The sequence below is a fragment of the Pantoea dispersa genome (assembly GCF_014155765.1).
GTDB classification, from domain to species: Bacteria; Pseudomonadota; Gammaproteobacteria; order Enterobacterales; family Enterobacteriaceae; genus Pantoea; species Pantoea dispersa.
Genome location: NZ_SCKT01000005.1, coordinates 181,468 through 202,712, shown reverse-complemented (window position 1 = coordinate 202,712; position 21,245 = coordinate 181,468). Strand labels below are relative to the sequence as shown.

The following is a 21,245-nucleotide window of genomic DNA, read 5'->3' as shown; positions in this document are numbered from 1 at the left end:
GAGGAGCAACCATGGACATTTCCCGCATTCTGACGCCGCGCCGCGTTAACCTGGCGCTTAGCGCCACCACTAAAGAAGAGGCGATCAACGAACTCACCGATCTGCTGGTGAGCGACGGCGCCATCAGCGATCGCGCCGCGTTTATTGCCGATGTCTGGCTGCGTGAAGCGGAAGGCTCGACCGGCTTCGAAAACCATATCGCGATTCCGCACGGCAAATCGTCGGCGGTAAAGCAAACCACGCTCGCCATTGGCCGCACCCAGCAGGACATTCCGTGGGAAACGCTGGATGGCAGCCAGGTGCGCTGCATCATCCTGTTCGCCGTGCGGCTGGAAGATCAGAACACCACCCATATTCGCCTGTTGTCGCAGGTGGCCAGCGCGCTGGCCGATGATGAGGTGATAGCCCGACTGCTGGCGGAGAATGACCCCGGCAATATCATCCGGCTGTTTAGTCAGTACGCCGAAACCGACCTCTGTTAACACCCAACACCTTGAGGTGCCACATGAATATCGTCTGTGTAGCGGCCTGCACCGCAGGCATCGCGCATACCTACATTGCGCGCGAAAAACTGATTAAGGGGGCTCACGCGCTGGGCCACACCATCCACGTTGAAACCCAGGGCACCATCGGCACTGAAACGCCGCTGACGCGCGAGCAGATCGACGCCGCTGACGTGGTGATCCTTGCGGTTGACGTCAAGATCAACGGCGAAGAGCGCTTTCAGGGCAAACCCATCGTGCGAGTGAAAACCGAAGTGGTGATCAAGTCACCGGTGAAATTCCTCGAAAAAGTGGCGGATTCACTGGCGCGCGCCTGAGGAGATCGATCATGAGCGATCACAAACGTCAGTACGGCCAGGAGATCAAAGGCCATCTGCTCACCGGCATCTCATGGATGATCCCGCTGATCGTCGCCGCCGGCATCTGCATCGCGCTCGGCCAGGTGATTGGCGGGTCGGACGTCGGCAAGCAGACCGGCAGCATTGCGTGGATGCTGAACCAGATCGGCGGCTGGGGCATGGGGCTGATTGTGCCGCTGATCAGCGCCGCCATCGCCTACTCCATTGCCGATCGTCCCGGCTTTGCGCCCGGCCTGATCGTCGGCTTCATCTGCGGCCAGATTGGCACCGGCTTTATCGGCGGCATTCTGGGCGGTTTCCTCGTTGGCTACACCGTGCTGCTGCTGCGCCGGGTGATCAGGCTGCCGCAGTCGATGCAGGGGCTGATGCCGATCATGGTGCTGCCGCTGCTCAGCACCATCATCGCCGGGCTGCTGATGATGACCTTTATCGGCCAGCCCATCGTCTGGCTGCAAAAGACGCTGATTCATCTGCTGGAGTCCATGCAGGGCGGTTCCAAATTCGTGATGGGCGCCATCCTCGGCGCGATGGCTACCTTCGACTTTGGCGGGCCGATCAATAAAACCATGTCGCTGTTCGCCGACGGCATGCTGGTCGATGGCATTTACGGTCCGGAAGCGGTGAAGTTTGTCGGCTCCATCATTCCGCCGTTCGGCATCACCCTCTCGTATCTGCTGACGCGCCACAAGTACACCAAAGCGGAGAAAGAAGCGCTGAAAGCCGCTTTCCCGATGGGCATCTGCATGATTACCGAAGGTGTGATTCCGATGGCGGCACGCGACCTGCTGCGCGTGGTGGCCAGCTGCGTGGTGGCCTCAGCACTGGCCGGCGGACTGATTATGGTGTGGGGCGTGGAAGCGCCGGTGCCGCACGGTGGCATGTTCGTGGTGCCGCTGTTCACCAAACCGTGGCTGTTCTGCCTGGCGCTCGGCATCGGCACCGTGGTGTGCGGCGTGATGCTGTCGGTGATGAAAAAACCGGTCACGCAGCAGGATGAAGAGTTCGATGACGTGGAAGCACCCGGCGTCCGCGATGAAGAGATCAAATTCACTCTGGAATAAGGAGCCCGCATGTTTGCCATGATGAATGACCTGATTCAGGCCGCCTTCCAGCACAAGTACGCGGTGCTGGCGATCAACTGCTTCAACCTCGAAACCGCCCGCGCGGCGATTCAGGCGGCTGAACAGCAACGCGCGCCGCTGATTCTCAACGTGTATCAGGGACACAGCGCGCATTTTCCGCCGGCGGTGGCGGTGGCGCTGGTACAGGCGCTGGCGGCTCAGGCCGCGGTGCCGGTAGCGCTGGCGCTCGACCACGGCAAAGCTTTTCCGCTGATTGGTCAGGCGTTTCGCGCCGGCTTTACCGGTCTGATGATTGACGCATCGGCCGAGCCGCTGGCGGACAATATTCGTCAGACCGCAGCGGTAGTGAAGATGGCGCATACCGCTGACGTGTGCGTTGAAGGCGAACTGGGGCATATCGCCGATGCGCCCAAATATGAACTGGCCGATGCCGCCGTGAAAATGACCCGGGTGGAAGACGTGCTGCCGTTTATTGAGCAGACCGGCATCGACCTGCTGGCGATTTCGGTCGGTACCGCGCACGGGCTTTATCCGCCAGGCGTAAAGCCGAAGATCGACTTCGAACGGCTGCAGCAGCTGCACGCGGTGACGACGCGGCCGCTGGCACTGCACGGCGGCTCGGGCACCCCGGCCGAGGATATACGCCGCGTCAGCGCCTGTGGCGTCGCCAAGATCAACGTCGGCGCTGCGGTGTTCGACGCCGGTAAGCACGCGGTGCAGCAGGTGCTGCGCCAGCATCCGCAGGCCGAGCTGGCCGATGTTCTGGCGCTGATGGAGTCCGCCTGTCGCGAAGTGGTTATTGAATATCTGAGCTGGTCAGGGTCGGCAAACCGCTACTGACGGCGCGCACGCTCCGATCGCGGCGCAATTTCCAACTGTTTCTTTTTATCCCTCATCGGGCCGGCGCGTGCGCCGGCTCTGGTAAAACTCACGCTAAGGAAACATAAACATGTTGATTTCAATGAAAGAGATGCTGGCCCCGACCCGTGAACATCGCTTCGCCATCGGCGCATTTAACGTCGCTGACAGCTGCTTTATCCGTGCCGTGGTGGAAGAAGCCGAAGCCACCAACACGCCCGCCATTATTTCTATCCATCCGAGCGAACTGGAATTTGTCACCGATGAATTTTTTGGTTACGTGCGCGAACGCACCTTAAAAAGCCGCGTGCCGTTTACCATTCACCTCGATCACGGCGCTTCAATTGCGCAGGTGCTGCGCGCTATTCAGTGCGGCTTTACCTCGGTGATGATTGACGGCTCGCTGCTGCCGTACGAAGAGAATGTGGCGCTGACCAAAGAGGTGGTGAAGCTGGCGCACGCGGTTGGTGTGTCGGTGGAAGGCGAACTCGGCACCATCGGCGATACCGGCACTACGGTGGAAGGCGGCGTGAGCAAGGTGATTTACACCGAACCGGCGCAGGCGGAAGATTTTGTGCAGCGCACCGGCGTCGATACGCTGGCGGTGGCGATTGGCACCGCGCACGGTATCTATCCCAAAGATATGAAACCGGAGCTGCAGATGCACATTCTGAAGGATATCTCCCAGCGCGTAGATATTCCGCTGGTGCTGCACGGCGGTTCGGCCAATCCGGACGCGGAGATTGCCGAGGCGGTGACGCTGGGCGTGGGCAAGATCAATATCTCCAGCGACATGAAGTTTGCCTATTTCGCCAGACTGCGCGAGATCCTCGCGCGGGAGAGCTGGTGGGATCCGAATGTGATTTATCCGGACGCCATCGCCGCCGCGAAAGCGGTGATTCGCTACAAGATGAATCTGTTTGGCGGGCTGGGTAAAGCCGGGTTGTATCGTTGATTTCAAAATAATAAATAGGGCCGCTACGCAAGTGCAGGATGTCAGTTGCACATGCCGTAGCGGCGCGATTGATCACACGTATTCACCCGCCGCACTGCTGCTGATTGCGCAATAAATTGCGCCGCTACGGGACGGTAACGCCTGTCGCAATACGATTTATCGCTAACGATTACTTCACCACCCCCAGCCACTGTCTGGCGATCTGCGCATATTCGCCGGTGGCGGTGCTGAGGTGCAGCCACTGATCAACATACAGCTTCCAGCTCATGTCATCACGCGGAATCATGTAAGCCTTCTCGCCATACTGCATCGGCTGCTGTGGATTAATGGCGCACAGCGACGGATAGTGCTGCTGCTGGAACAGCGCTTCGGAAGCATCGGTGATCATCACGTCGGCTTTGTTATCTACCAGCTGCTGGAAAATCCCGGTGTTTTCCGCCAGCTGCAGGCTGGCCTGCGGCAGATGACTGTGCACAAACGCTTCGTTGGTGCCACCAGCCGGCTCGATTACCCGCACCTGCGGCTGGTTGATCTGCTCAACCGTCTGGTACTTCGCTTTATCCGCACAGCGCACCAGCGGAATCTTGCCATCGACGCCCAGCGGCTGCGCGAACCAGGCGATCTGCTGCCGTTTTAGCGTCACGGAGACACCGCCCAGCGCGATATCACACTGTTTCGCCACGAAATCCTCACTCAGGGTTTTCCACGTGGTTGGCACCCACTCTACTTTTGCGCCGAGGCTGGCGGCCAGCGACTGCGCCATGCTGATGTCCAGCCCTTCATACTGGCCGTCGCTGCGCAAAAAGGTGTAAGGCTTGTAATCGCCGGTGGTGCAGACCTTCAGGATTTTGCTCTGGCGAACATCATCAAGGTGGGATTGCGCCTGAGCCGCGCCGGCCACCAGAAGTAAAGCACTCAGTATCACAGTTTTCATGGTGTGTTCTTTTTAAGTGGATGTTGGTTTGCGTGCGGATTGTTGCATAAGTGACGGCATTATTGCTTTAAGAGCAAAAGTCTTGTGATCAATCACGCATTTTTTTGCCCCGCGCGCGCGCGTAGAGTGGGCGGCATCTACGAGAAACGGAGCGAATTATCCATGAGCAAGATTTTGATTATTGACGGCGGCAAGACCTTTGCCCATTCCAAAGGCGAACTGAACCATACCCTGACCGAGGTGGCGGCCAGCCAGCTGCGCGATCTGGGCCATGAGGTTCAGGTGACCGTTGCCGATAGCGACTACAACGTGGCAGACGAAGTACAGAAATACCTCGACAGCGACGTGGTGATTTATCAGATGCCGGGCTGGTGGATGGGCGAGCCGTGGACGGTGAAAAAGTACATCGATGAGGTGTTTACTCAGGGCCACGGCGCACTGTACGCCAGCGATGGCCGTTCGCGCAGCGATGCCAGCAAAAAATACGGTTCCGGCGGCCTGATTCAGGGCAAAAAATACATGCTGTCGCTGACCTGGAACGCGCCGCTGGAAGCCTTTACCGATCCCGACCAGTTCTTTGAAGGCGTCGGTGTGGACGGCCTGTACCTGCACTTCCATAAAGCCAATCAGTTCCTCGGTATGGAAAGTCTGCCGACCTTTATCTGTAACGACGTGATTAAACAGCCTGACGTGCCGCGTGATATCGCACGTTATCGGACTCATCTCAGCCAGATCTTTGCTTAACTGTAAGCACACCGGGAAAAAACAGAAGGAAGCGTTATGTTAACTGTGGTTGCAGAAATTTGCGTTAAGCCGGGCCGCCGTCAGCAGGTACTGGAGGCGATTAATAAACTGATCCCTGTCGTTCTGGAAGAAGAGGGTTGCCATCAGTACGATGCGCTGGTCGATCACCAGGCACAGGTGCCGTGGAAGCAGAACTCGCCAGACTCGATCTTTATGCTTGAGCAGTGGGAATCGCTGCGCCATCTGGAGCAGCATCAGCAGATGCCGCACATGGATGCGCACCGCGCCACCATCAAAGATGACGTGGTGGACGTGAAAATTCTGGTGCTGGAACCGACCGCCTGATTTTTCCGCTGCAGGCATAAAAAAAGCCCCGGTTTTGCGACCGGGGCTTTTGTTTAGCAGCTAATCAATGATCAGTGCTGTTCGTTATGCAGGTTCTGCACCAGCAGTTCCGCATCACCGTTGCTGTAGACGTTGTACTCGGTGCCGCCGACGGTGACGGTACCGGTCGCCTGCTGCCAGGAGCTGGCATCTTCACCGGCTGGCAGGATGTCTTCCAGCGTCAGCGCCTCGCCCTGTTTAGCGTTCACTACCAGCTGTGACTTGCCGTTGTCGATGAACAGAGTGTCCTGGCCCTGCGCAATGATGTCGTTGAGCGACATGCTCATCAGCCCTTCAACATCAGTGGCACCCGCAGCGAAGATCGAGTTGATCTCTGGCGGCGGCGGCGGGGTGACGTCGACGTTGGTCTTAACGGTATGGTCGATGACCAGTTCGTTTCCGGCTGTATCGCGAACCGTGACGTTAAAGGCATAATCACCTTCTGCCAGTTTGTCTGACTCATAGCGCCACACGCCATTTTCTACCACGGTAGAACCGATCAGCTGGGTACGCGCTTCATCGCCCCAAATCATCACGATAGTACCGTCTTCTGAGCCCTTACCTTTGAAGATCAGGGTGTCATCGTTGGTGTCCGGCCGCACGGGAATTTCACTGCCGGTTTTATCCGCGAAGACGCCTTCGAAGTTAGCCTTGCCGCCGCCTTCTACTGGCTCCGGCTTAGTGGTATCAACGTCAAAGTTGATGGCGGCTTCTTTATCGCCTTTCACACCGGACTGGCTCACTGGCTGTACTTCAACTTTATGGTTGCCCTCGCCCAGTTCTGGCAGCTCATAGCTCCACTTGCCATCCTTAACATCAACCACGACAGGTTCCCGATCGTCGATGTAGATGATGACCTGCGACAGATCCGGTGACGTGCCTTTCAGGGTTGGCTGTTTGTCATCGGTGACCGTGCCATCTTTGATCTCACCCTGGATAGGACCGACGTTATCCTCCAGTATGTACGAACCTTCCATTGAGCCAGGCTTTTTGGTGTCGATGATCAGATCGATTGGATCGGATGGCTGCGATTCGTTGCCGGCCGGATCGGTGATCTCGATGATAACCTGATAGTTACCGTCATCGATTGGGTTCTCAGGTTTCACTTCCCACTTGCCGTCTTCGCCCACGATACCGGTACCAATCACCACCGGATTACCTTTACCGTCATCAATGATGACTTCCACTTTGTCGCCAGGGGTACCGCCTTCGCCGCCGAAACCTGGACGGTTGTCATCAATGGGCTTACCTGGTTCAACCGGACCGGTGTTGTCACCTTCGTTATCGACAATCGTTGGTGGTTTTGGCTGATCCGGTGGCGTAATATCGATAATCACGTTGATTGGATCTGAGGTCGGTGACTCTTTGCCGCTAACTGGATCTTTAGCGATCAGTTCAATATCGTGTGAACCTTCCGCCAGCTCTGGCAATTCAATTTCCCATTTACCATCTTTAACGACAGTTGAAGCCACCGGCTCTTTTTCACCGTCTACAATCACGTAGATGATGTCGCCGTCGTTGCCTTCACCGCGCAGGACTGGCGTGGTGTCGTTAGTGGAATCGCCTGGCTGCAGCACACGCTCTTCATCACCGTTGTTGGCGACCATCTCATCCACCACCGGTGCCGGCAGGATGTTGCTGTCGATAACCAGTTTGAACGGATCGGTTTTCTCAGAAACGGTGCCGCCTTTGCTGATGGAATCCACGACCAGCGAGTGCTCACCGTCATCCAGCTCAACGTCCAGTTTCCACTGGCCGCGATTGTTCGCCACAGTAGAGCCAATCAGTTTGTCGCCGTCCCATACGCGCACGATCACGCCCGCATCCGCCACGCCCGACAGGGTTGGGGTTTTGTCATCAGTAATGTCGCCTGACTTCAGCGGACCGGTAACGCGTCCTTCATCATCGTAAACCTGAGCCAGCTCTGGCGTACCCGGTACGGAGGTATCCAGCGACAGCGTAAAGTTGTCAGAACGTGGGCTCTCGGCGCCGAAGCGGTCAGTGTAGCTGGCGCTAAACACGTGGGTGCCGTCGGTGGTCAGTTCCGGCGTGAAGCTCCAGCGGCCATCGGCACCGGCTTTTACACTGCCAATCACGTTGGAGCGAATATCGTAGATTTTTACTACGCTGTCCGGCTGGGCAACACCGTACAGGGTTGGGGTTGTGTCGTTGGTGTAGTTGCCTGGCGTCAGATAGGTATCCGCGCTGCCTTCATTATCGATCACGCGCATAATCTGCGGCGCTTCCGGTGCGGAGGTGTCGATATTGTAAATAACCTGGACTGGTGTCCCCCAGTTGCCCGCGCGATCCACAGAACGCACTTGTACAACATGTAAACCATCTGCCAGCTCAGGTGATTCAAAATTGAACTTACCCTCGGCATTTGCGCGTGCGCTGTAAGGAATACCGTCAATAACGATCATTACCAGCGAATTAGCTTCTGCCGTTGCATCCTTATATGAGATGACATTTTTATTGCGATAAATAACATCTTTACCTACCAGCTCAGTGGTTTCGACAACTGTCGGCTCCGCATCTGCTTCCGTCTTTTCTGCCGCAGCTTCATTCACCGCACGCGTCACGACACCATCACTCACGGTCAGGTTAAAGGCATCAGAAACTGGACTCTCATGACCAAGGCTGTCTTTCGCCATCACGGTCAGCTTGTGCTCACCATCGGCCAGTTCCGGCGTGATGCTCCATGCGCCCATTTTGTCTGTCACGACGGAACCGATCTCTTTACCGTTGTCGTAAAGGGTAACAATTGAGCCAGGCTCAGCTACGCCCGACAGCGCCGGGCTTTTGTCTGCGGTACCCTGACCTGGGCTCAGGTATTGATCCTCACCCGCTGCGTCATCAATCACGCGCCAGATTTCCGGTTTTGCCGGTGGCTGGGTATCCACATCAAGAATGTACAGCGATGCAGGGCTGCGGTTGGTGGCTTTATCGATGGTAACCATCTGAATGACATGCTTACCGTCCATCCACGAATCTTTCGGATCGAATGACCAGTTGCCTTTATCATCAATAGGGATCATATGGACTTTGCCGTCGATGATCAGCTCCAGGTTGCCGCCGTTAGCGTCTTTAACATTACGATCGATCCATTGATATAAATCGTTTTTTGTCGAAACAACTAGCGCGTTAGTCGCGTTAATTTGGTTGTTAGCCATGTTGTATATTCCTTTTACGTTGAATAATGTTTCGGGATTTCCAGCCGAAGACAGTGATAATTTCGTAGCTTATGCTTTCAGACAATACGAGAAACGTCTTAATCGATTAGGTTATATAAACCCTTAATTAATTCATCGAGGCACAGTCTCTCACACCTCATCAATATGAGGTGTGAGAACATCCGTTAAATAAATCAAATCAGATCATTAATTTTCAACGCTTACAATAACCCGGCGCTCGCTGGCATAGCAGGCTTTCAGCTCCTGCAGACTGCCTGAACAGTTAGTTTTGACCTGAGATTCACCCATGCTCTGTGCGGTAATATTTGCTGCATTTATTCCCTGGGCAATCAGCAGCGCTTTCACCGCCTCAGCGCGACGCTGGCCGAGCGCCATATTGCTGCTGTCGCTGCCAATCGGATCGGTAAAGCCGGTAACAATGATGTGGCGTTGAGCGGCATTTGCCGTTTTCAGCATGCTGGCAAAGCTGCCAAGCGCCTCGCGCCCCTGTGCGGAAATGTCGTTGCTGTTGGCGCTGCCAAAACGGAACAGCAGGTCGGATGAAAACGCATAGTTATCATAAGCTTCAGTCGTCCCTTCCTGACAGCGCTGCACTGACGATGCGCGCGACAGCAGATGAGCCTGACGTTTGGTGCTCAGCAACTCCTGCTGTGCCTGCTCCTGGCTGACCACCAGCGGACGGCCGCTGCCATCGAGGTTTGCCCGAATGTAGTAGGTTTTACCGGCAGCCAGTTTATCACTCCACGATTGCGCGCTTTTACCCTGATAATCTGGCGCATCATTAACATAACTGCCAAGCGAATGCAGGCCCGGCGCAACACAGAACACCGTATAACCACCAGCCAGTAACGATGTCTGAAATTCACCGTCGATATAGATATTCGCTGGTTCCGCTCCGGTCAATGAAGCCGGACGATAATAAACCACACGCGCCTGTTCCGCTGATACAGGGGATAGACTACGCCATGCGGCGCCAAAAGTATTTTGCGCCTGGGATGAAAAAGTTGTGAATACTGGTGCACACACCAGTGAAGCTAAAATTAATTTTTTTGCAATCTTCATTTAAGTTTCACAGGTGCAATAAATTGCACCTGTATGCTCCAAATAAATTAAAATTGTTCCATTTCGTTCTGGAAAAGCAGGACGTCTGATTGGGAATTATTTTCAGCCATCACACCACTCTGGCTTTCCTGATTATTCCAGTCATTGAGCGCATCATTATTAAGCTGCAGTAATTCAGCATTAATTGGCTGCTGCTGATCGTCGGCCTCATTGAACAGTTCATGATTGTCCAGAGAGAGCAGAACGGAAAGATCGAGACTGGCCAGTTCAAGCGCACTAATATCCGGCGGCGGCGGTGGAAGGGTGTCGACTTCCACTTCATAAATATCCGTTTTACCGGTCACTTCACCATCACTCGAGAACACGCCGCGCAGCTGGTAGACATCATCCGCCAGATCCGTCGTGGTCAGTTCCCACTTACCGTCAGCACCGATGGTGGTGGTGAACGTATACTGATTTTCCAGACCGACGATGTAGATGGTAACCAGCTCACCCGGCACGCCTTTACCGGCCACAATGATGCTCGGATCGTTAATCGCACCACCGTTTTCAATCGGCGTACGCACGCCAGCGTCGTTATTGTCTTTAAAAATATGCTCAATCACGCCGGAAACCGGAACGTCCGGATCGGGCAGTCCTTCAACAGGATCAGGATCGCCCGGCTCTTGCGTATCGCCTTCAAAGCCGATGGTGACCTTTTCTGAGGCCGGCGATTCGTTACCGGCCGGATCGCGCACCACGATTTCCAGCTCGTGCTCACCCGGTTTCAGATTGTTTTCCGGCGTGAAGGTCCACTTGCCGTCTTCTACAATCACCGAACCGATTGGCTTGCCATTGTCGATAATGACCACGATATCGCCATCTTCACCGGTACCTTCCAGCGTCGGACGCAGATCTTTTGTGGTGGAACCGTCTTCCAGCGGATTACCTTCGCTATCTTTGATGACGCCAATGCCCGGATTTTCCGGCGCTACGGTATCCACATCAATGATGAACGGATCGGATGGCAGTGATTTGTTACCCACCTGATCGACCACCACGATACTCAATTCGTGTTGCCCATCCTGCAGCACCGGTGCAGTAAAGGTCCAGTTGCCTTCTGCGTCCACCTTTGCGGTGCCCAGCTTAACGCCGTCGTTCCAGATTTCTACCGTCGAGCCCGCTTCAGCTTTACCGGTCAGGGTTGGCGTGTTGTCTTTTGTCACGCCGCCTTTTTCGATCAGTACTGGCGGATCCTGCGAGTCATCCATCAGGCTGCCAATGGTACCTTTGGCCGGTGCCGTCAGATCGATGATAAATTCCCACGGATCGCTCTCTTCACCCACCACGCCCTCAGCGTTGCGCTCAACGGTGACAATACTGTGATTGCCTGCCGCCAGCGGTTTTTCCGGTGTAAAAGTCCAGTTACCGGATTTATCTACCAGCACATTCCCCAGCAGCGTCTCACCATCCCACACTTCAATAGTGTTGCCCGGTGTACCAGTACCGTTGAAGGTAGGCATGGTGTCATCGGTGCGCCCGCCGTTCTCAATCGAACCGGTCACGTCACCAATATCGTCAATCATATCGCTGATCACCGGCTTGCCGATATCGCCGCCGCCGCTACCGCCGCCGCCTTCACCTTTGCCGCTGTTGTTGCCGTTGTTATTGTCGTAATGGTGCTTCGCCGCAACATAGCCGAGCCCAGCCGCTGCTGCGATAGCCGCCAGACCACCCAGCGCAATCAGCGCGGGCGACCATTCAAAGCCGCTGGCCAGTGCGTAGCCGGAATTATCATCAACGCTGGCTTCACCCAGCGCCAGTGCAGTGGTTTCGCCGTCTGCCAGCGCGGCTGCTTCATGATCGGCATTACCGTCAGTTGCAACGTAAGCATGCATTTCGCCGTCTTCGGCTTTACCCGCTAAGATGCCGGATTTAGCGAAGAAATCTTCGATAATCAGATCCGGTTTGCTGGCGTCTGAGCCTTCCAGCATCACCAACAGGTTTTTCCCCACGCGTTTAACAGTGATGTTTTCAGGCGCGGTGCCGTCCTGGTTCTGCGTCAGCAGATATTTACCATTGGTAATTGCCTGAATCTTCACTGCTTTACCGTCTTTACCGGCGCGCAGCACTTCCGCTTTGGTTATGGTTTTCTTATCGATTACCGCCACACTAACGGGTGAAACGTTCATGATTTTTCCTTCCATCGATTAAATTTGACTGCGCGTTTGCAGGCAAGCGCCGCAATCTCCCTGGCTCTGCACATCAGGTGGGCTCAAAGTGGCGACATAATCCGGAAAGAGATCATTTCGAGACATAAGAAATGTCCCGTTAGACAAAAAATTCTTAACTATATGTGGGGAAGATAAGAAAACAACTAACCTTTTGAATTAATGAATTTTTATTGGGTTACTCCAGTAGCGATTGAGGGCGTTTTTCAACTATAACAGGACTATAATAAATGGTTTTTTAGAATCTGTTCGCGTAAAAATTCCAGAAAGCAAGTAATCCGCGAACTCAGCGCCTGGTTGCGATAATAGACCGCGTGAATCGGCAGGCGCATCTCCCGCGTGTCATTTTCCAGTACCTGTACCAGCCGACCGCTGGCGCGATCCTCGCGGCTGACAAAATCCGATAGCCGCACAATGCCCTGCCCGGCCAGCGCCAGCTGGCGCAGGGTTTCGCCACTCGACGCGCAAAGCGTGGGTTTGATGCGCAAAAACTCGCCTTCACGCTGCCATACCGGCCAGACATTGTGCGCGTCCAGCTGGCTGAATCCCAGCAGCTGGTGCGTCAGCAGATCTTCCACGCTCTGCGGCGCGCCGGCTTTTTCCAGATAGGCCGGACTGGCCAGCAGACGAATCGCGCTGCTGCCCAGCACGCGGGCACGCAGCGTCGAATCGCGCAGTTCACCAATGCGAATAGCGATATCGGTTTGCTGCTCAAGCAGGTCGATGACAATGTCATCGGTGTTCAGCTCCAGCTGAATTTGCGGATAGCGCGCACAAAATTCAGCAACCAGCGGCACGATGACATGCAGGGTAAACGGTGTATTGGCGTTGACGCGCAGCCGTCCGGAGGGAATGTCGCGCCGCTGCGCGATATGCTCTTCGGCCTGCTCCACCGATGCGAGGATTTGCCGCGCGTGATCGAGAAAAATCAGCCCCTCTTCGGTCAGCGCCAGGCGACGCGTGGTGCGGTGCAGCAGCGTGGTTTGCAGTTTGCTTTCGAGGCGGCTCAGCGCCCGGCTGATGCCGGAGCTGGTTTGATCCAGCTGTTCCGCTGCGGCGGTAATGGAACCGGTGTCCACCACCGCGACCCAGGCACGTAACTCTTCCAGTGTGATTTTCACTCTTCCTGCCTTAGCGTATTGCCACTTCGAGACCTGTCTTAGCGTCGCCCCCACCGCTGCTGTCGTAGATTACTCCACTTTCAACAGCGGCAGGATAGCACAATGCAGCAAAAACCATGGATTATCGCTGACATACGTCAGCAGCGGGCACTAAGCCAGCTACTGCAGCAGGGCAAACGGGATGAAGCCTGGCGTAAAATTCGCGCCCGTCTGACGCTGGTACCGAACGATATCTGGTTTTTGCACGAAGCAGCCCGGCTGGCGCGACGCGGCGGCGATTTGGTGCTGGCGCAGCGCTATTATCAGCGCGCCCTCAGGCTGACGCCAGAGGATGCCGGTCTGCTTAATGGTCTCGGCCTGACACACTTTGACGCGGGACGTTATGCTGAGGCGGAAATGTGTTATCAGGCCGCGCTGCGTGCTCATCAACATTACGCAGCCTGTCATAATAACTACGCAATTCTGTTGCATCGGCTGCACTGTTACCATGCGGCGCTGGAACAGTACCAGCAAGCGCTGCACATCCAGCCCGATTATCTCGAGGCACGTTACGGTATGAGCACGGTGTTGGCGCACATGGGCGAGCTGGCGGAGGCTGAGCGCCAGATGTTACAGGTTTTACAGCAGCGCCCTGACGATCATCGCTGCCGTAATGCGCTGGCAATGGTCGAGCTACAGCAGGGCAAGTTTGCCGCTGGCTGGCGCCACTACCAGTCACGCTATGTTGCCACTAATCCGGACCGTTTTTTCAGTCTCCCCTCAATGCCGATGCCGTACTGGCAGGGCGAAGATTTGCGTGGCAAAACCTTGCTGGTTCGTACTGAACAGGGCATGGGTGATGAAATTCAGTTTTGTCGTTTTTTAGCACGAGTGAAAGCTGAAAAGCAGGCGGCGCAGGTGATCATGCTGGGGAGCAATGCAATGCAGCCACTGATGGCCTCGCTGGCTGGCGTTGATCGCTATCTGACGCGCGAAGATGGCGAACTGCCAGGCGCAGATTACTGGTGCTCACTGCTGGATTTACCGCAGCATTTTCTCGACTCACCGCAGCCATTCGGCATGCAGCCTCCTTATCTCTTCAGCGATCCGGCGCAGCAGGCGCAGTGGCCGCTCAGCGCTGGCGGACGCAAAATTGGTATTGTGTGGAAGGGTTCCAGCGCGCACAAGAATGACAGCCAGCGTTCGCTGGCGCATCTGGCGCAACTGGCCCCACTGTTTTCCCTGCCAAACACGTGCTGGATCAGCCTGCAGAAAGGCGCGGGCGAAGATGAAACTGACGATTTTCCGCAGCTGCTGCCGTTAGGTGCGCGCTTTAATAATTATCAGGATACGGCTGCGGTGATCGCCCAGCTGGATCTGGTGATTGGCGTGGACACGTCGGTAATTCATCTGGCGGGGGCGCTGGGCGTTCCGTGCTGGGTACTACTGCCAGCGTGGGCGCGCGACTGGCGCTGGCTGGCGGGACGGCAGGATTCGCCATGGTATCCACAGATGCGGCTGTTTATCCGCGGCCAGGATGAAGGTTGGGATGCGGTGATTGCACGCGTGAAGCAGCAGTTACAGGCATAAAAAAGGGACGCCGCAGCGTCCCGTTTGCATCACACTTCGAGGTCGGCGAGGTCGCCTTTTTCCTGTAGCCAGTTGCGGCGGTCTTCCGAGCGTTTCTTCGCCAGCAGCATGTCCATCATCCGTAACGTCTGCTCGACGTCTTCTTCGTCGACCGTCAGTTGCACCAGACGACGGGTGTTGGGATCGAGCGTGGTTTCGCGCAGCTGCAGCGGGTTCATCTCACCCAGACCTTTAAAGCGCTGCACGTTCGGCTTGCCTTTTTTCCGCTTCAGCTGCTCCAGCACGCCCTCTTTTTCGTCTTCATCGAGCGCGTAATACACCTCTTTACCGAGGTCGATGCGGTACAGCGGCGGCATCGCCACATAGACGTGGCCCTGCTGCACCAGCGAGCGGAAGTGCCTTACAAACAGCGCGCACAGCAGCGTGGCAATGTGCAGGCCGTCGGAGTCGGCATCCGCGAGGATACAGATTTTGCCGTAGCGCAGCTGGCTGAGATCTTCACTGTCCGGATCGATACCGATCGCCACCGAAATATCATGCACTTCCTGCGACGCCAGCACTTCGTCCGACGACACTTCCCAGGTGTTGAGGATCTTGCCTTTCAGCGGCATGATCGCCTGATATTCACGGTCGCGCGCCTGTTTGGCGGAGCCGCCCGCAGAATCCCCTTCCACCAGGAACAGCTCGGTTTTATTCAGATCCTGCGCGGTACAATCGGCCAGCTTGCCCGGCAGCGCCGGTCCGCTGGTCAGCTTTTTACGCACCACCTTTTTCGCCGCGCGCATACGGCGCTGTGCGCTGGAGATCGCCAGCTCGGCCAGCATTTCGGCGGCCTGCACGTTCTGGTTGAGCCACAGGCTGAAGGCATCTTTCACTACCGCCGAGACAAACGCCGCGCACTGGCGTGAGGAGAGACGCTCTTTGGTCTGTCCGGCAAACTGCGGATCCTGCATTTTGACCGACAGCACGTAGGCGCAGCGATCCCAGATATCCTCCGCCGACAGCTTCACGCCGCGCGGCAGAATATTGCGGTATTCACAGAATTCGCGCATCGCGTCGAGCAAGCCCTGACGCAGGCCGTTAACGTGCGTTCCGCCCTGCATGGTTGGGATCAGGTTGACGTAGCTTTCGGTCAGCAGCTCGCCGCCCTCCGGCAGCCACAGCAGTGCCCAGTCGACCGCCTCCACATCACCGGCAAAGCTGCCGACAAACGGTTTTTCCGGCAGCGTTGGCAGGCCGTTCACCGCTTCGCTCAGGTAATCCGTCAGGCCATCCTGATACAGCCAGGTTTGCTCGGTATCGTTCACCTTGTCTTTAAAGACAATTTCGACGCCCGGGCACAGTACCGCTTTGGCTTTCAGCAGATGCTTGAGGCGGGAGACCGAGAAGCGCGGGCTATCGAAGAAGCTTTCGTCTGGCCAGAAGTGAACGCTGGTGCCGGTGTTACGCTTGCCTACCGTACCAATCACCGCCAGATCCTGCACTTTATCGCCGTTTTCGAAGGCGATCTGGTAAATCTCACCGTTGCGGCGCACCGTGACTTCCACACGCTTCGACAGGGCATTGACCACCGAAATCCCCACGCCGTGCAGGCCGCCGGAGAACTGGTAGTTTTTGTTGGAGAATTTACCGCCGGCGTGCAGGCGACAGAGAATCAGTTCGACCGCTGGCACGCCCTCTTCCGGGTGGATATCGACGGGCATACCACGGCCATCATCGATCACTTCCAGCGACTGATCGGCGTGCAGGATGACTTCCACGCGTTTGGCGTGACCGGCCAGCGCCTCATCGACGCTGTTATCGATCACTTCCTGGCCCAGATGGTTAGGGCGTGTGGTATCGGTGTACATGCCCGGACGGCGACGTACCGGTTCGAGGCCGGTTAAAACCTCAATGGCGTCAGCATTATAGCTAGATTGGCTCATCGTAACAGTCTGATTAGCAATAGGAAAATGGGCCCATCCCGCAGCATCAGGGAGTATTCAGTCCCAGAAAATCAATCATCTGCGCAAAATGGCGTTCGAATCCGATATAGGCATGATTGCCGCCCTCTTCTACCGTCTGACGGCACGCGCTGTAGTAATCCAGCGCCTGGCGATAGTCGAGCACTTCATCGCCGGTTTGTTGCAGCAGCCAGAGTAGATCGGGCGCTTCCAGAGGGTCAATCTGCATCACTTTCAGATCGTAAATGTGGCGAGACTCTAACACATATTGCTGGCCGGTGTAGGGATTCCGGTTTTCACCCAGATAATCCACCAGCAGTTCAAACGGCCGCACCGCCGGATTCACCACCACCGCCGGCAGCATGAAACACTGCGACAGCCAGGTGGCAAAATAGCCACCGAGCGATGACCCCACCAGCCCGAGCGGTTCCCCGGCATACTGCATCACCAACTCTTCCAGCAGCGCAGCAGCCTCAGCGGGAAAAGTCGGCAGCTGCGGCACCAGCACCTCAATGTGCGGGTGCTGCGCCTGACACCACTGCTGTAACTGCGTCGCTTTAGCCGACTGCGGTGAGCTGTTGAATCCGTGCAGATAAATCAGCGCCGCCATGGTTTAGTAGCCCTCGGAATCCAGATCCGGACGGAATAGATCGCTCTGCAGACGATTCACTTCGGTGTGCAGCGTGCCATCCGCCTGCAGCGTCAGCCAGCGCCAGCCGGGCGCCACGGTATCAATGGTGAAGTTGGTGCAGTGCGGTTTAAACTGGACGCAGGTCGAAGGCGATGCCAGTACGCGGCGGCCGTGCCAGTCGAGATCCAGCTCCTGATGAATGTGGCCGCACACCAGGTGGCGCGCCAGCGGGAAGTTTTGCAGCACCGCATCCAGCTGATGCGGATTGCGCAGGCTGTGCTGGTCAAGCCAGGTACAGCCGCAGGCCAGCGGATGATGGTGCAGCAGCACCAGCGTGTAGCGATCGGGGAACTGACGCAGCGTGCGGTCCAGCCACTCCAGCTGATAGTCGCTCAGCATGCCGTGCGGCACGCCAAAAACCTGGCTGTCCAGCAGCACCAGCTGCCAGTGCTCGCCGAGCAGCACATGCTTGTCCGCGGCGATGCCGGCCTGTGCCAGCGTATCCACCATCGCTGGCTGAAAATCGTGATTGCCCGGCAGCCAGACGCACGGCTTCGGCAGACGCGCAATGCCCGCAACAAAATGCTGATAAGCTTCGACGGTGTGATCCTGGGCGAGATCGCCAGTGGCGATAATCAGATCGTAATCGCGCTGTTGCGCCGCGATGGCGTCCAGCACCGCATCAAAACTCGACCAGGTATTCACTCCAAGCAGCGATTGATGTTTTCCCGCGAAAAGATGGGTATCCGTAATTTGTAAAATCCTGATATCGGACCCATTTGCCGCAGGAAGAGTTAGCAGGCTATCCAAAGCGTTTCCTTTCTCTCCACGCTATCGTTGCGTTATATACCCGTGCGGATTCAGGGTATCGCTATCAGCACACCGGCACGGCCATCGCGCCGTGCGCCAGGCAGTACCGCAACCAGTCGGCAAGGAACTGGTTAATCTGATGTTTTTCATCGCGCTGATGCAATTTTTTATTAGGATAATCATAGCGCGCTTTGAAGCGATAGATCTGCTGAGTGGAACACACTTCAGCCACCATCGCATCATGGTAGAGCCGCACCGACATGGACGGCAGGCTCCAGTAGCTCACTGCGGGTGCCACCTGGCGGATCTCCACCAGCGTGGTATAGCGCGTCGACTCTTCAATAGTCAGCTGATAACTGGCGCCGTTCACCTGATACATCACCGACGCACCTGCCTCGTCACTGCGCGGCAGCAGGCGGCGCAGCTGAGCGAAATTGGTTTCGCACAGACGCATCATTTCGGGGAAATCAGGGGTATAGCGCTGTTTCATGTTGGCTTCCACTCTTCTCTTAGTTTCTCATGGTGCAACGCCAGCCATTGCAGAGCGATGACAGATGCCGCGTTATCAATAATCCCCTCTTCCACCCAGCGATAAGCCTGTTCGCGGCTTACCACATGCACAAGAATATCCTCATTCTCTTCCTCCAGCCCGTGATTTCCCTCTGCCTGGCTGGCATCCACTTCGCCCACCAGCACCGACAAACGCTCTGAGGTTCCGCCGGGGCTGGCTAAGTAATTCACTATCGGTTTGACGCGGCCAACCTTGAGGCCAGCCTCTTCGACCGCTTCACGACGCACCACATCTTCCGGCGTTTCGCCCGGTTCAATAATGCCGGCCACCATCTCCAGCAGCCAGGGCGTGGCGCTGGAATCATAGGCCGGAATGCGGATCTGTTCGATCAGCACTACTTCGTCGCGCAGGGGATCATAGGGTAGCAGCACGGCAGCGTGTCCGCGCTCAAAAACTTCGCGCACCACTTCACCGCTCATGTCGCCATTGAAACGGCGGTGGCGGAAGCGGTAACTGACGATGGAAAAAAAACCGTCGTAGCGAGTATCGCGTGCAATAATTTCTACATCGTTTTTTGTGAAAGTCACAGGGGATTTTTTTTCACCCGCCATCATCTGGTTCCTTATGCAGATTGGGATGGAGCGAAGAAAAGCCAACCCTTGTGCTCCGTCCGAGTGGTTCTTTCTGAATTATTTACGTAAATTAGGGGGAGAAGGCACGTTCAGCCAACTTATCTCTGACGCCGCCTCTGTAGAATCGGCGATTATTTTTTGGCTTACCTGCAGCACACTCTCTGTGCATTTGCTGCAACACAAGGAATGCAAATGAAAAAACTGCTCCCACTTTTTATTGGACTGAGCCTGGGCGGTTTCAGCCTTGCCAGCCAGGCAGAAAACCTGTTGCAGGTCTACCAGCAGGCGCGCCTCAGCAACCCGGATCTGCGTGCTTCAGCCGCCGATCGCGACGCTGCTTTTGAGAAAATTAACGAAGCGCGTAGCCCGTTGCTGCCGCAGCTGGGTCTGGGTGCAGATTATACCTATAACAGCGGCTATCGCGACAACAGCGGTCTCCATTCCAACACGACCAGCGCCTCGCTGCAATTAACGCAGACGATTTTCGACATGTCGAAATGGCGTGCGCTGACGCTGCAGGAAAAAACGGCCGGCATTCAGGACGTTACTTATCAGGTAGCGCAGCAGGATCTGATCCTGAACACCGCAACCGCCTATTTCAACGTGCTGAAGGCCATTGATACGCTTTCTTACACTGAAGCGCAGAAACAGTCGATCTACCGCGAGCTGGATCAGACCACCCAGCGTTTTAATGTCGGTCTGGTAGCCATCACCGATGTGCAGAACGCCCGTGCTCAATACGACAGCGTGCTGGCTAACGAAGTGACCGCGCGTAACGACCTGGATAACGCGGTGGAATCGCTGCGTCAGATCACCGGCATGGATTATCTGTCGCTGGCGTCACTGAATATCGATCGTTTCAAAACGGCGCGTCCGGAAGCGGTATCCAATTTGCTGAAACAGGCTGAGAGCCGTAACCTCAACCTGCTGTCTGCCCGCCTGAGCCAGGATCTGGCGCGTGAGCAGATTCGCTCCGCCGAGTCCGGCCACATGCCGACGCTGGATCTGACCGCCTCTACCGGTCTGTCGAACAGCAAATACGGCGGCAGTCGCGCTAATCAGAGCGCCGGTACCACTGATTCAATCACCGGCTCCAACCAGGTTGGCCTGAGCTTCTCACTGCCTCTGTACAGCGGCGGTTCAGTGACCTCGCAGGTGAAACAGGCGCAGTATAACTTTGTCGCCGCCAGCGAGCAGCTGGAAGGCGCGCATCGTAGCGCGATCCAGACCGTCCGTTCTTCGTTCAATAACGTGAACGCTTCGATCAGCAGCATCGACGCTTACAAACAGTCGGTAATCTCGGCGCAGAGCTCATTAGATGCCTCAGAAGCCGGTTATCAGGTGGGTACGCGTACCATCGTTGACGTGTTAGACGCGACAACTACGCTGTTTAACGCTAAACAGCAGCTGTCGAATGCGCGTTACAGCTACCTGATCAACCAGCTGAACATCAAATATGCGCTGGGCACGCTGAACGAGCAGGATCTGCAGCAGCTGAACAGCACGCTGGGCAAAGAAGTGACGACCTCGCCAGAAGTGGTCGCGCCGGAAAACAGCCAGCAGGCCGCGCGCGTGGATAACGGCCCGAAAGCGACCTCCGCGTCCGCCGCCGCTCAGGCCCGTCCGGCCGCGGCACGTAACAGCGCCAATCCTTTCGCTAATTAAGCCTTCAAGGGGCCGCTTGCGGCCCCTTTCGCATTCAAACGTATAACAACGTAAAGATCCCCTTGCCACCCGGCTTCC

General features: G+C 56.2%; 19 protein-coding genes. 9 read left to right on the top strand and 10 right to left on the bottom strand.

Annotated features, from left to right (window positions below; genetic code table 11):
• Window positions 1–11: 11 nt before the first annotated feature.
• The 5 genes from H7K56_RS15875 (at window position 12) to H7K56_RS15855 (ending at window position 3,757) form a co-directional block, all read left to right on the top strand.
• Window positions 12–482 (top strand): PTS sugar transporter subunit IIA, encoded by a 471-nt coding sequence (locus H7K56_RS15875; protein WP_150360404.1) that lies wholly within the window; start codon window positions 12–14, stop codon window positions 480–482.
• A 23-nt stretch (window positions 483–505) separates the two neighbouring features.
• Window positions 506–820, top strand: coding sequence for a PTS fructose transporter subunit IIB (locus H7K56_RS15870; RefSeq protein WP_021313325.1), 315 nt, complete (start codon window positions 506–508; stop codon window positions 818–820).
• Between the two features lie 11 nt (window positions 821–831).
• The gene (locus H7K56_RS15865) at window positions 832–1,923 is read left to right on the top strand and encodes a PTS fructose transporter subunit IIC (RefSeq protein WP_150360403.1); all 1,092 of its coding nucleotides are present in this window, start codon (window positions 832–834) and stop codon (window positions 1,921–1,923) included.
• Window positions 1,924–1,932: 9 nt separating this feature from the next.
• Window positions 1,933–2,784 carry a class II fructose-bisphosphate aldolase gene (locus H7K56_RS15860; RefSeq protein WP_150360402.1) on the top strand — a complete coding sequence of 284 codons (852 nt, stop codon included), beginning with the start codon at window positions 1,933–1,935 and terminating at the stop codon, window positions 2,782–2,784.
• 109 nt (window positions 2,785–2,893) lie between these two features.
• Entirely contained in the window at window positions 2,894–3,757 is an 864-nt protein-coding gene (locus tag H7K56_RS15855) for a ketose-bisphosphate aldolase (RefSeq protein WP_021509600.1), read from the top strand.
• Window positions 3,758–3,926: 169 nt separating this feature from the next.
• Here the strand turns inward: H7K56_RS15855 and H7K56_RS15850 are convergent, their stop codons facing one another.
• Complete coding sequence (locus tag H7K56_RS15850) at window positions 3,927–4,691, bottom strand: transporter substrate-binding domain-containing protein (protein WP_150360401.1); 765 nt, start codon at window positions 4,689–4,691, stop codon at window positions 3,927–3,929.
• A gap of 162 nt (window positions 4,692–4,853) precedes the next feature.
• Here H7K56_RS15850 and H7K56_RS15845 point away from each other — a divergent pair, with 162 nt between their 5' ends.
• Both H7K56_RS15845 and H7K56_RS15840 read left to right on the top strand, forming a co-directional pair.
• Entirely contained in the window at window positions 4,854–5,435 is a 582-nt protein-coding gene (locus tag H7K56_RS15845) for an NAD(P)H-dependent oxidoreductase (protein WP_150360400.1), read from the top strand.
• 36 nt (window positions 5,436–5,471) lie between these two features.
• Complete coding sequence (locus H7K56_RS15840) at window positions 5,472–5,780, top strand: putative quinol monooxygenase (RefSeq protein WP_021509602.1); 309 nt, start codon at window positions 5,472–5,474, stop codon at window positions 5,778–5,780.
• Between the two features lie 71 nt (window positions 5,781–5,851).
• Here the strand turns inward: H7K56_RS15840 and H7K56_RS15835 are convergent, their stop codons facing one another.
• From H7K56_RS15835 to H7K56_RS15820, 4 genes are all read right to left on the bottom strand, one after another.
• The gene (locus H7K56_RS15835) at window positions 5,852–8,992 is read right to left on the bottom strand and encodes an Ig-like domain-containing protein (protein WP_150360399.1); all 3,141 of its coding nucleotides are present in this window, start codon (window positions 8,990–8,992) and stop codon (window positions 5,852–5,854) included.
• A gap of 207 nt (window positions 8,993–9,199) precedes the next feature.
• Window positions 9,200–9,940: an OmpA family protein gene (locus H7K56_RS15830; protein ID WP_182689031.1), complete on the bottom strand. Its 741-nt coding sequence runs from the start codon at window positions 9,938–9,940 to the stop codon at window positions 9,200–9,202.
• A 182-nt stretch (window positions 9,941–10,122) separates the two neighbouring features.
• The gene (locus tag H7K56_RS15825) at window positions 10,123–12,246 is read right to left on the bottom strand and encodes an Ig-like domain-containing protein (RefSeq protein ID WP_150360397.1); all 2,124 of its coding nucleotides are present in this window, start codon (window positions 12,244–12,246) and stop codon (window positions 10,123–10,125) included.
• Between the two features lie 260 nt (window positions 12,247–12,506).
• A complete protein-coding gene (locus H7K56_RS15820; RefSeq protein ID WP_150360396.1) occupies window positions 12,507–13,406 on the bottom strand; it encodes a LysR substrate-binding domain-containing protein in 900 nt (299 codons plus the stop codon).
• A gap of 102 nt (window positions 13,407–13,508) precedes the next feature.
• On the opposite strand from H7K56_RS15820, the gene H7K56_RS15815 reads away from it, so the two are divergent.
• Window positions 13,509–14,975, top strand: coding sequence for a tetratricopeptide repeat-containing glycosyltransferase family protein (locus tag H7K56_RS15815; protein WP_150360395.1), 1,467 nt, complete (start codon window positions 13,509–13,511; stop codon window positions 14,973–14,975).
• A 29-nt stretch (window positions 14,976–15,004) separates the two neighbouring features.
• Here H7K56_RS15815 and parE read toward each other — a convergent pair whose 3' ends face one another.
• From parE to nudF, 5 genes are all read right to left on the bottom strand, one after another.
• Window positions 15,005–16,900: a DNA topoisomerase IV subunit B gene (parE, locus tag H7K56_RS15810; protein WP_021509608.1), complete on the bottom strand. Its 1,896-nt coding sequence runs from the start codon at window positions 16,898–16,900 to the stop codon at window positions 15,005–15,007.
• A gap of 46 nt (window positions 16,901–16,946) precedes the next feature.
• Window positions 16,947–17,528, bottom strand: coding sequence for an esterase YqiA (yqiA, locus tag H7K56_RS15805; protein ID WP_058771368.1), 582 nt, complete (start codon window positions 17,526–17,528; stop codon window positions 16,947–16,949).
• A gap of 3 nt (window positions 17,529–17,531) precedes the next feature.
• A complete protein-coding gene (gene cpdA, locus H7K56_RS15800) occupies window positions 17,532–18,359 on the bottom strand; it encodes a 3',5'-cyclic-AMP phosphodiesterase (protein ID WP_150360394.1) in 828 nt (275 codons plus the stop codon).
• Between the two features lie 64 nt (window positions 18,360–18,423).
• Entirely contained in the window at window positions 18,424–18,849 is a 426-nt protein-coding gene (locus H7K56_RS15795; RefSeq protein WP_021509611.1) for a DUF1249 family protein, read from the bottom strand.
• Window positions 18,846–19,481, bottom strand: a complete 636-nt coding sequence (nudF, locus tag H7K56_RS15790) for an ADP-ribose diphosphatase (protein WP_021509612.1) — start codon at window positions 19,479–19,481, stop codon at window positions 18,846–18,848. The genes H7K56_RS15795 and nudF overlap by 4 nt, the downstream gene beginning before the upstream one ends.
• Before the next feature lie 213 nt (window positions 19,482–19,694).
• Between nudF and tolC the strand changes: the two genes are divergently transcribed.
• Window positions 19,695–21,167: an outer membrane channel protein TolC gene (gene tolC / locus H7K56_RS15785; protein ID WP_021509613.1), complete on the top strand. Its 1,473-nt coding sequence runs from the start codon at window positions 19,695–19,697 to the stop codon at window positions 21,165–21,167.
• Window positions 21,168–21,245 lie beyond the last annotated feature (78 nt).

What these genes read in the sequence shown, in the direction of transcription:
- H7K56_RS15840 (WP_021509602.1), top strand. Translation starts at nt 5,472, where the DNA reads ATGTTAACTGTGGTTGCAGAAATTTGCGTTAAGCCGGGCCGCCGTCAG.
- H7K56_RS15875 (WP_150360404.1), top strand. Translation starts at nt 12, where the DNA reads ATGGACATTTCCCGCATTCTGACGCCGCGCCGCGTTAACCTGGCGCTT.
- H7K56_RS15825 (WP_150360397.1), bottom strand. Translation starts at nt 12,246, where the DNA reads ATGAACGTTTCACCCGTTAGTGTGGCGGTAATCGATAAGAAAACCATA.
- H7K56_RS15870 (WP_021313325.1), top strand. Translation starts at nt 506, where the DNA reads ATGAATATCGTCTGTGTAGCGGCCTGCACCGCAGGCATCGCGCATACC.
- H7K56_RS15815 (WP_150360395.1), top strand. Translation starts at nt 13,509, where the DNA reads ATGCAGCAAAAACCATGGATTATCGCTGACATACGTCAGCAGCGGGCA.
- H7K56_RS15860 (WP_150360402.1), top strand. Translation starts at nt 1,933, where the DNA reads ATGTTTGCCATGATGAATGACCTGATTCAGGCCGCCTTCCAGCACAAG.
- parE (WP_021509608.1), bottom strand. Translation starts at nt 16,900, where the DNA reads ATGAGCCAATCTAGCTATAATGCTGACGCCATTGAGGTTTTAACCGGC.
- nudF (WP_021509612.1), bottom strand. Translation starts at nt 19,481, where the DNA reads ATGGCGGGTGAAAAAAAATCCCCTGTGACTTTCACAAAAAACGATGTA.
- H7K56_RS15795 (WP_021509611.1), bottom strand. Translation starts at nt 18,849, where the DNA reads ATGAAACAGCGCTATACCCCTGATTTCCCCGAAATGATGCGTCTGTGC.
- yqiA (WP_058771368.1), bottom strand. Translation starts at nt 17,528, where the DNA reads ATGGCGGCGCTGATTTATCTGCACGGATTCAACAGCTCACCGCAGTCG.
- H7K56_RS15865 (WP_150360403.1), top strand. Translation starts at nt 832, where the DNA reads ATGAGCGATCACAAACGTCAGTACGGCCAGGAGATCAAAGGCCATCTG.
- H7K56_RS15845 (WP_150360400.1), top strand. Translation starts at nt 4,854, where the DNA reads ATGAGCAAGATTTTGATTATTGACGGCGGCAAGACCTTTGCCCATTCC.
- H7K56_RS15835 (WP_150360399.1), bottom strand. Translation starts at nt 8,992, where the DNA reads ATGGCTAACAACCAAATTAACGCGACTAACGCGCTAGTTGTTTCGACA.
- H7K56_RS15855 (WP_021509600.1), top strand. Translation starts at nt 2,894, where the DNA reads ATGTTGATTTCAATGAAAGAGATGCTGGCCCCGACCCGTGAACATCGC.
- H7K56_RS15850 (WP_150360401.1), bottom strand. Translation starts at nt 4,691, where the DNA reads ATGAAAACTGTGATACTGAGTGCTTTACTTCTGGTGGCCGGCGCGGCT.
- tolC (WP_021509613.1), top strand. Translation starts at nt 19,695, where the DNA reads ATGAAAAAACTGCTCCCACTTTTTATTGGACTGAGCCTGGGCGGTTTC.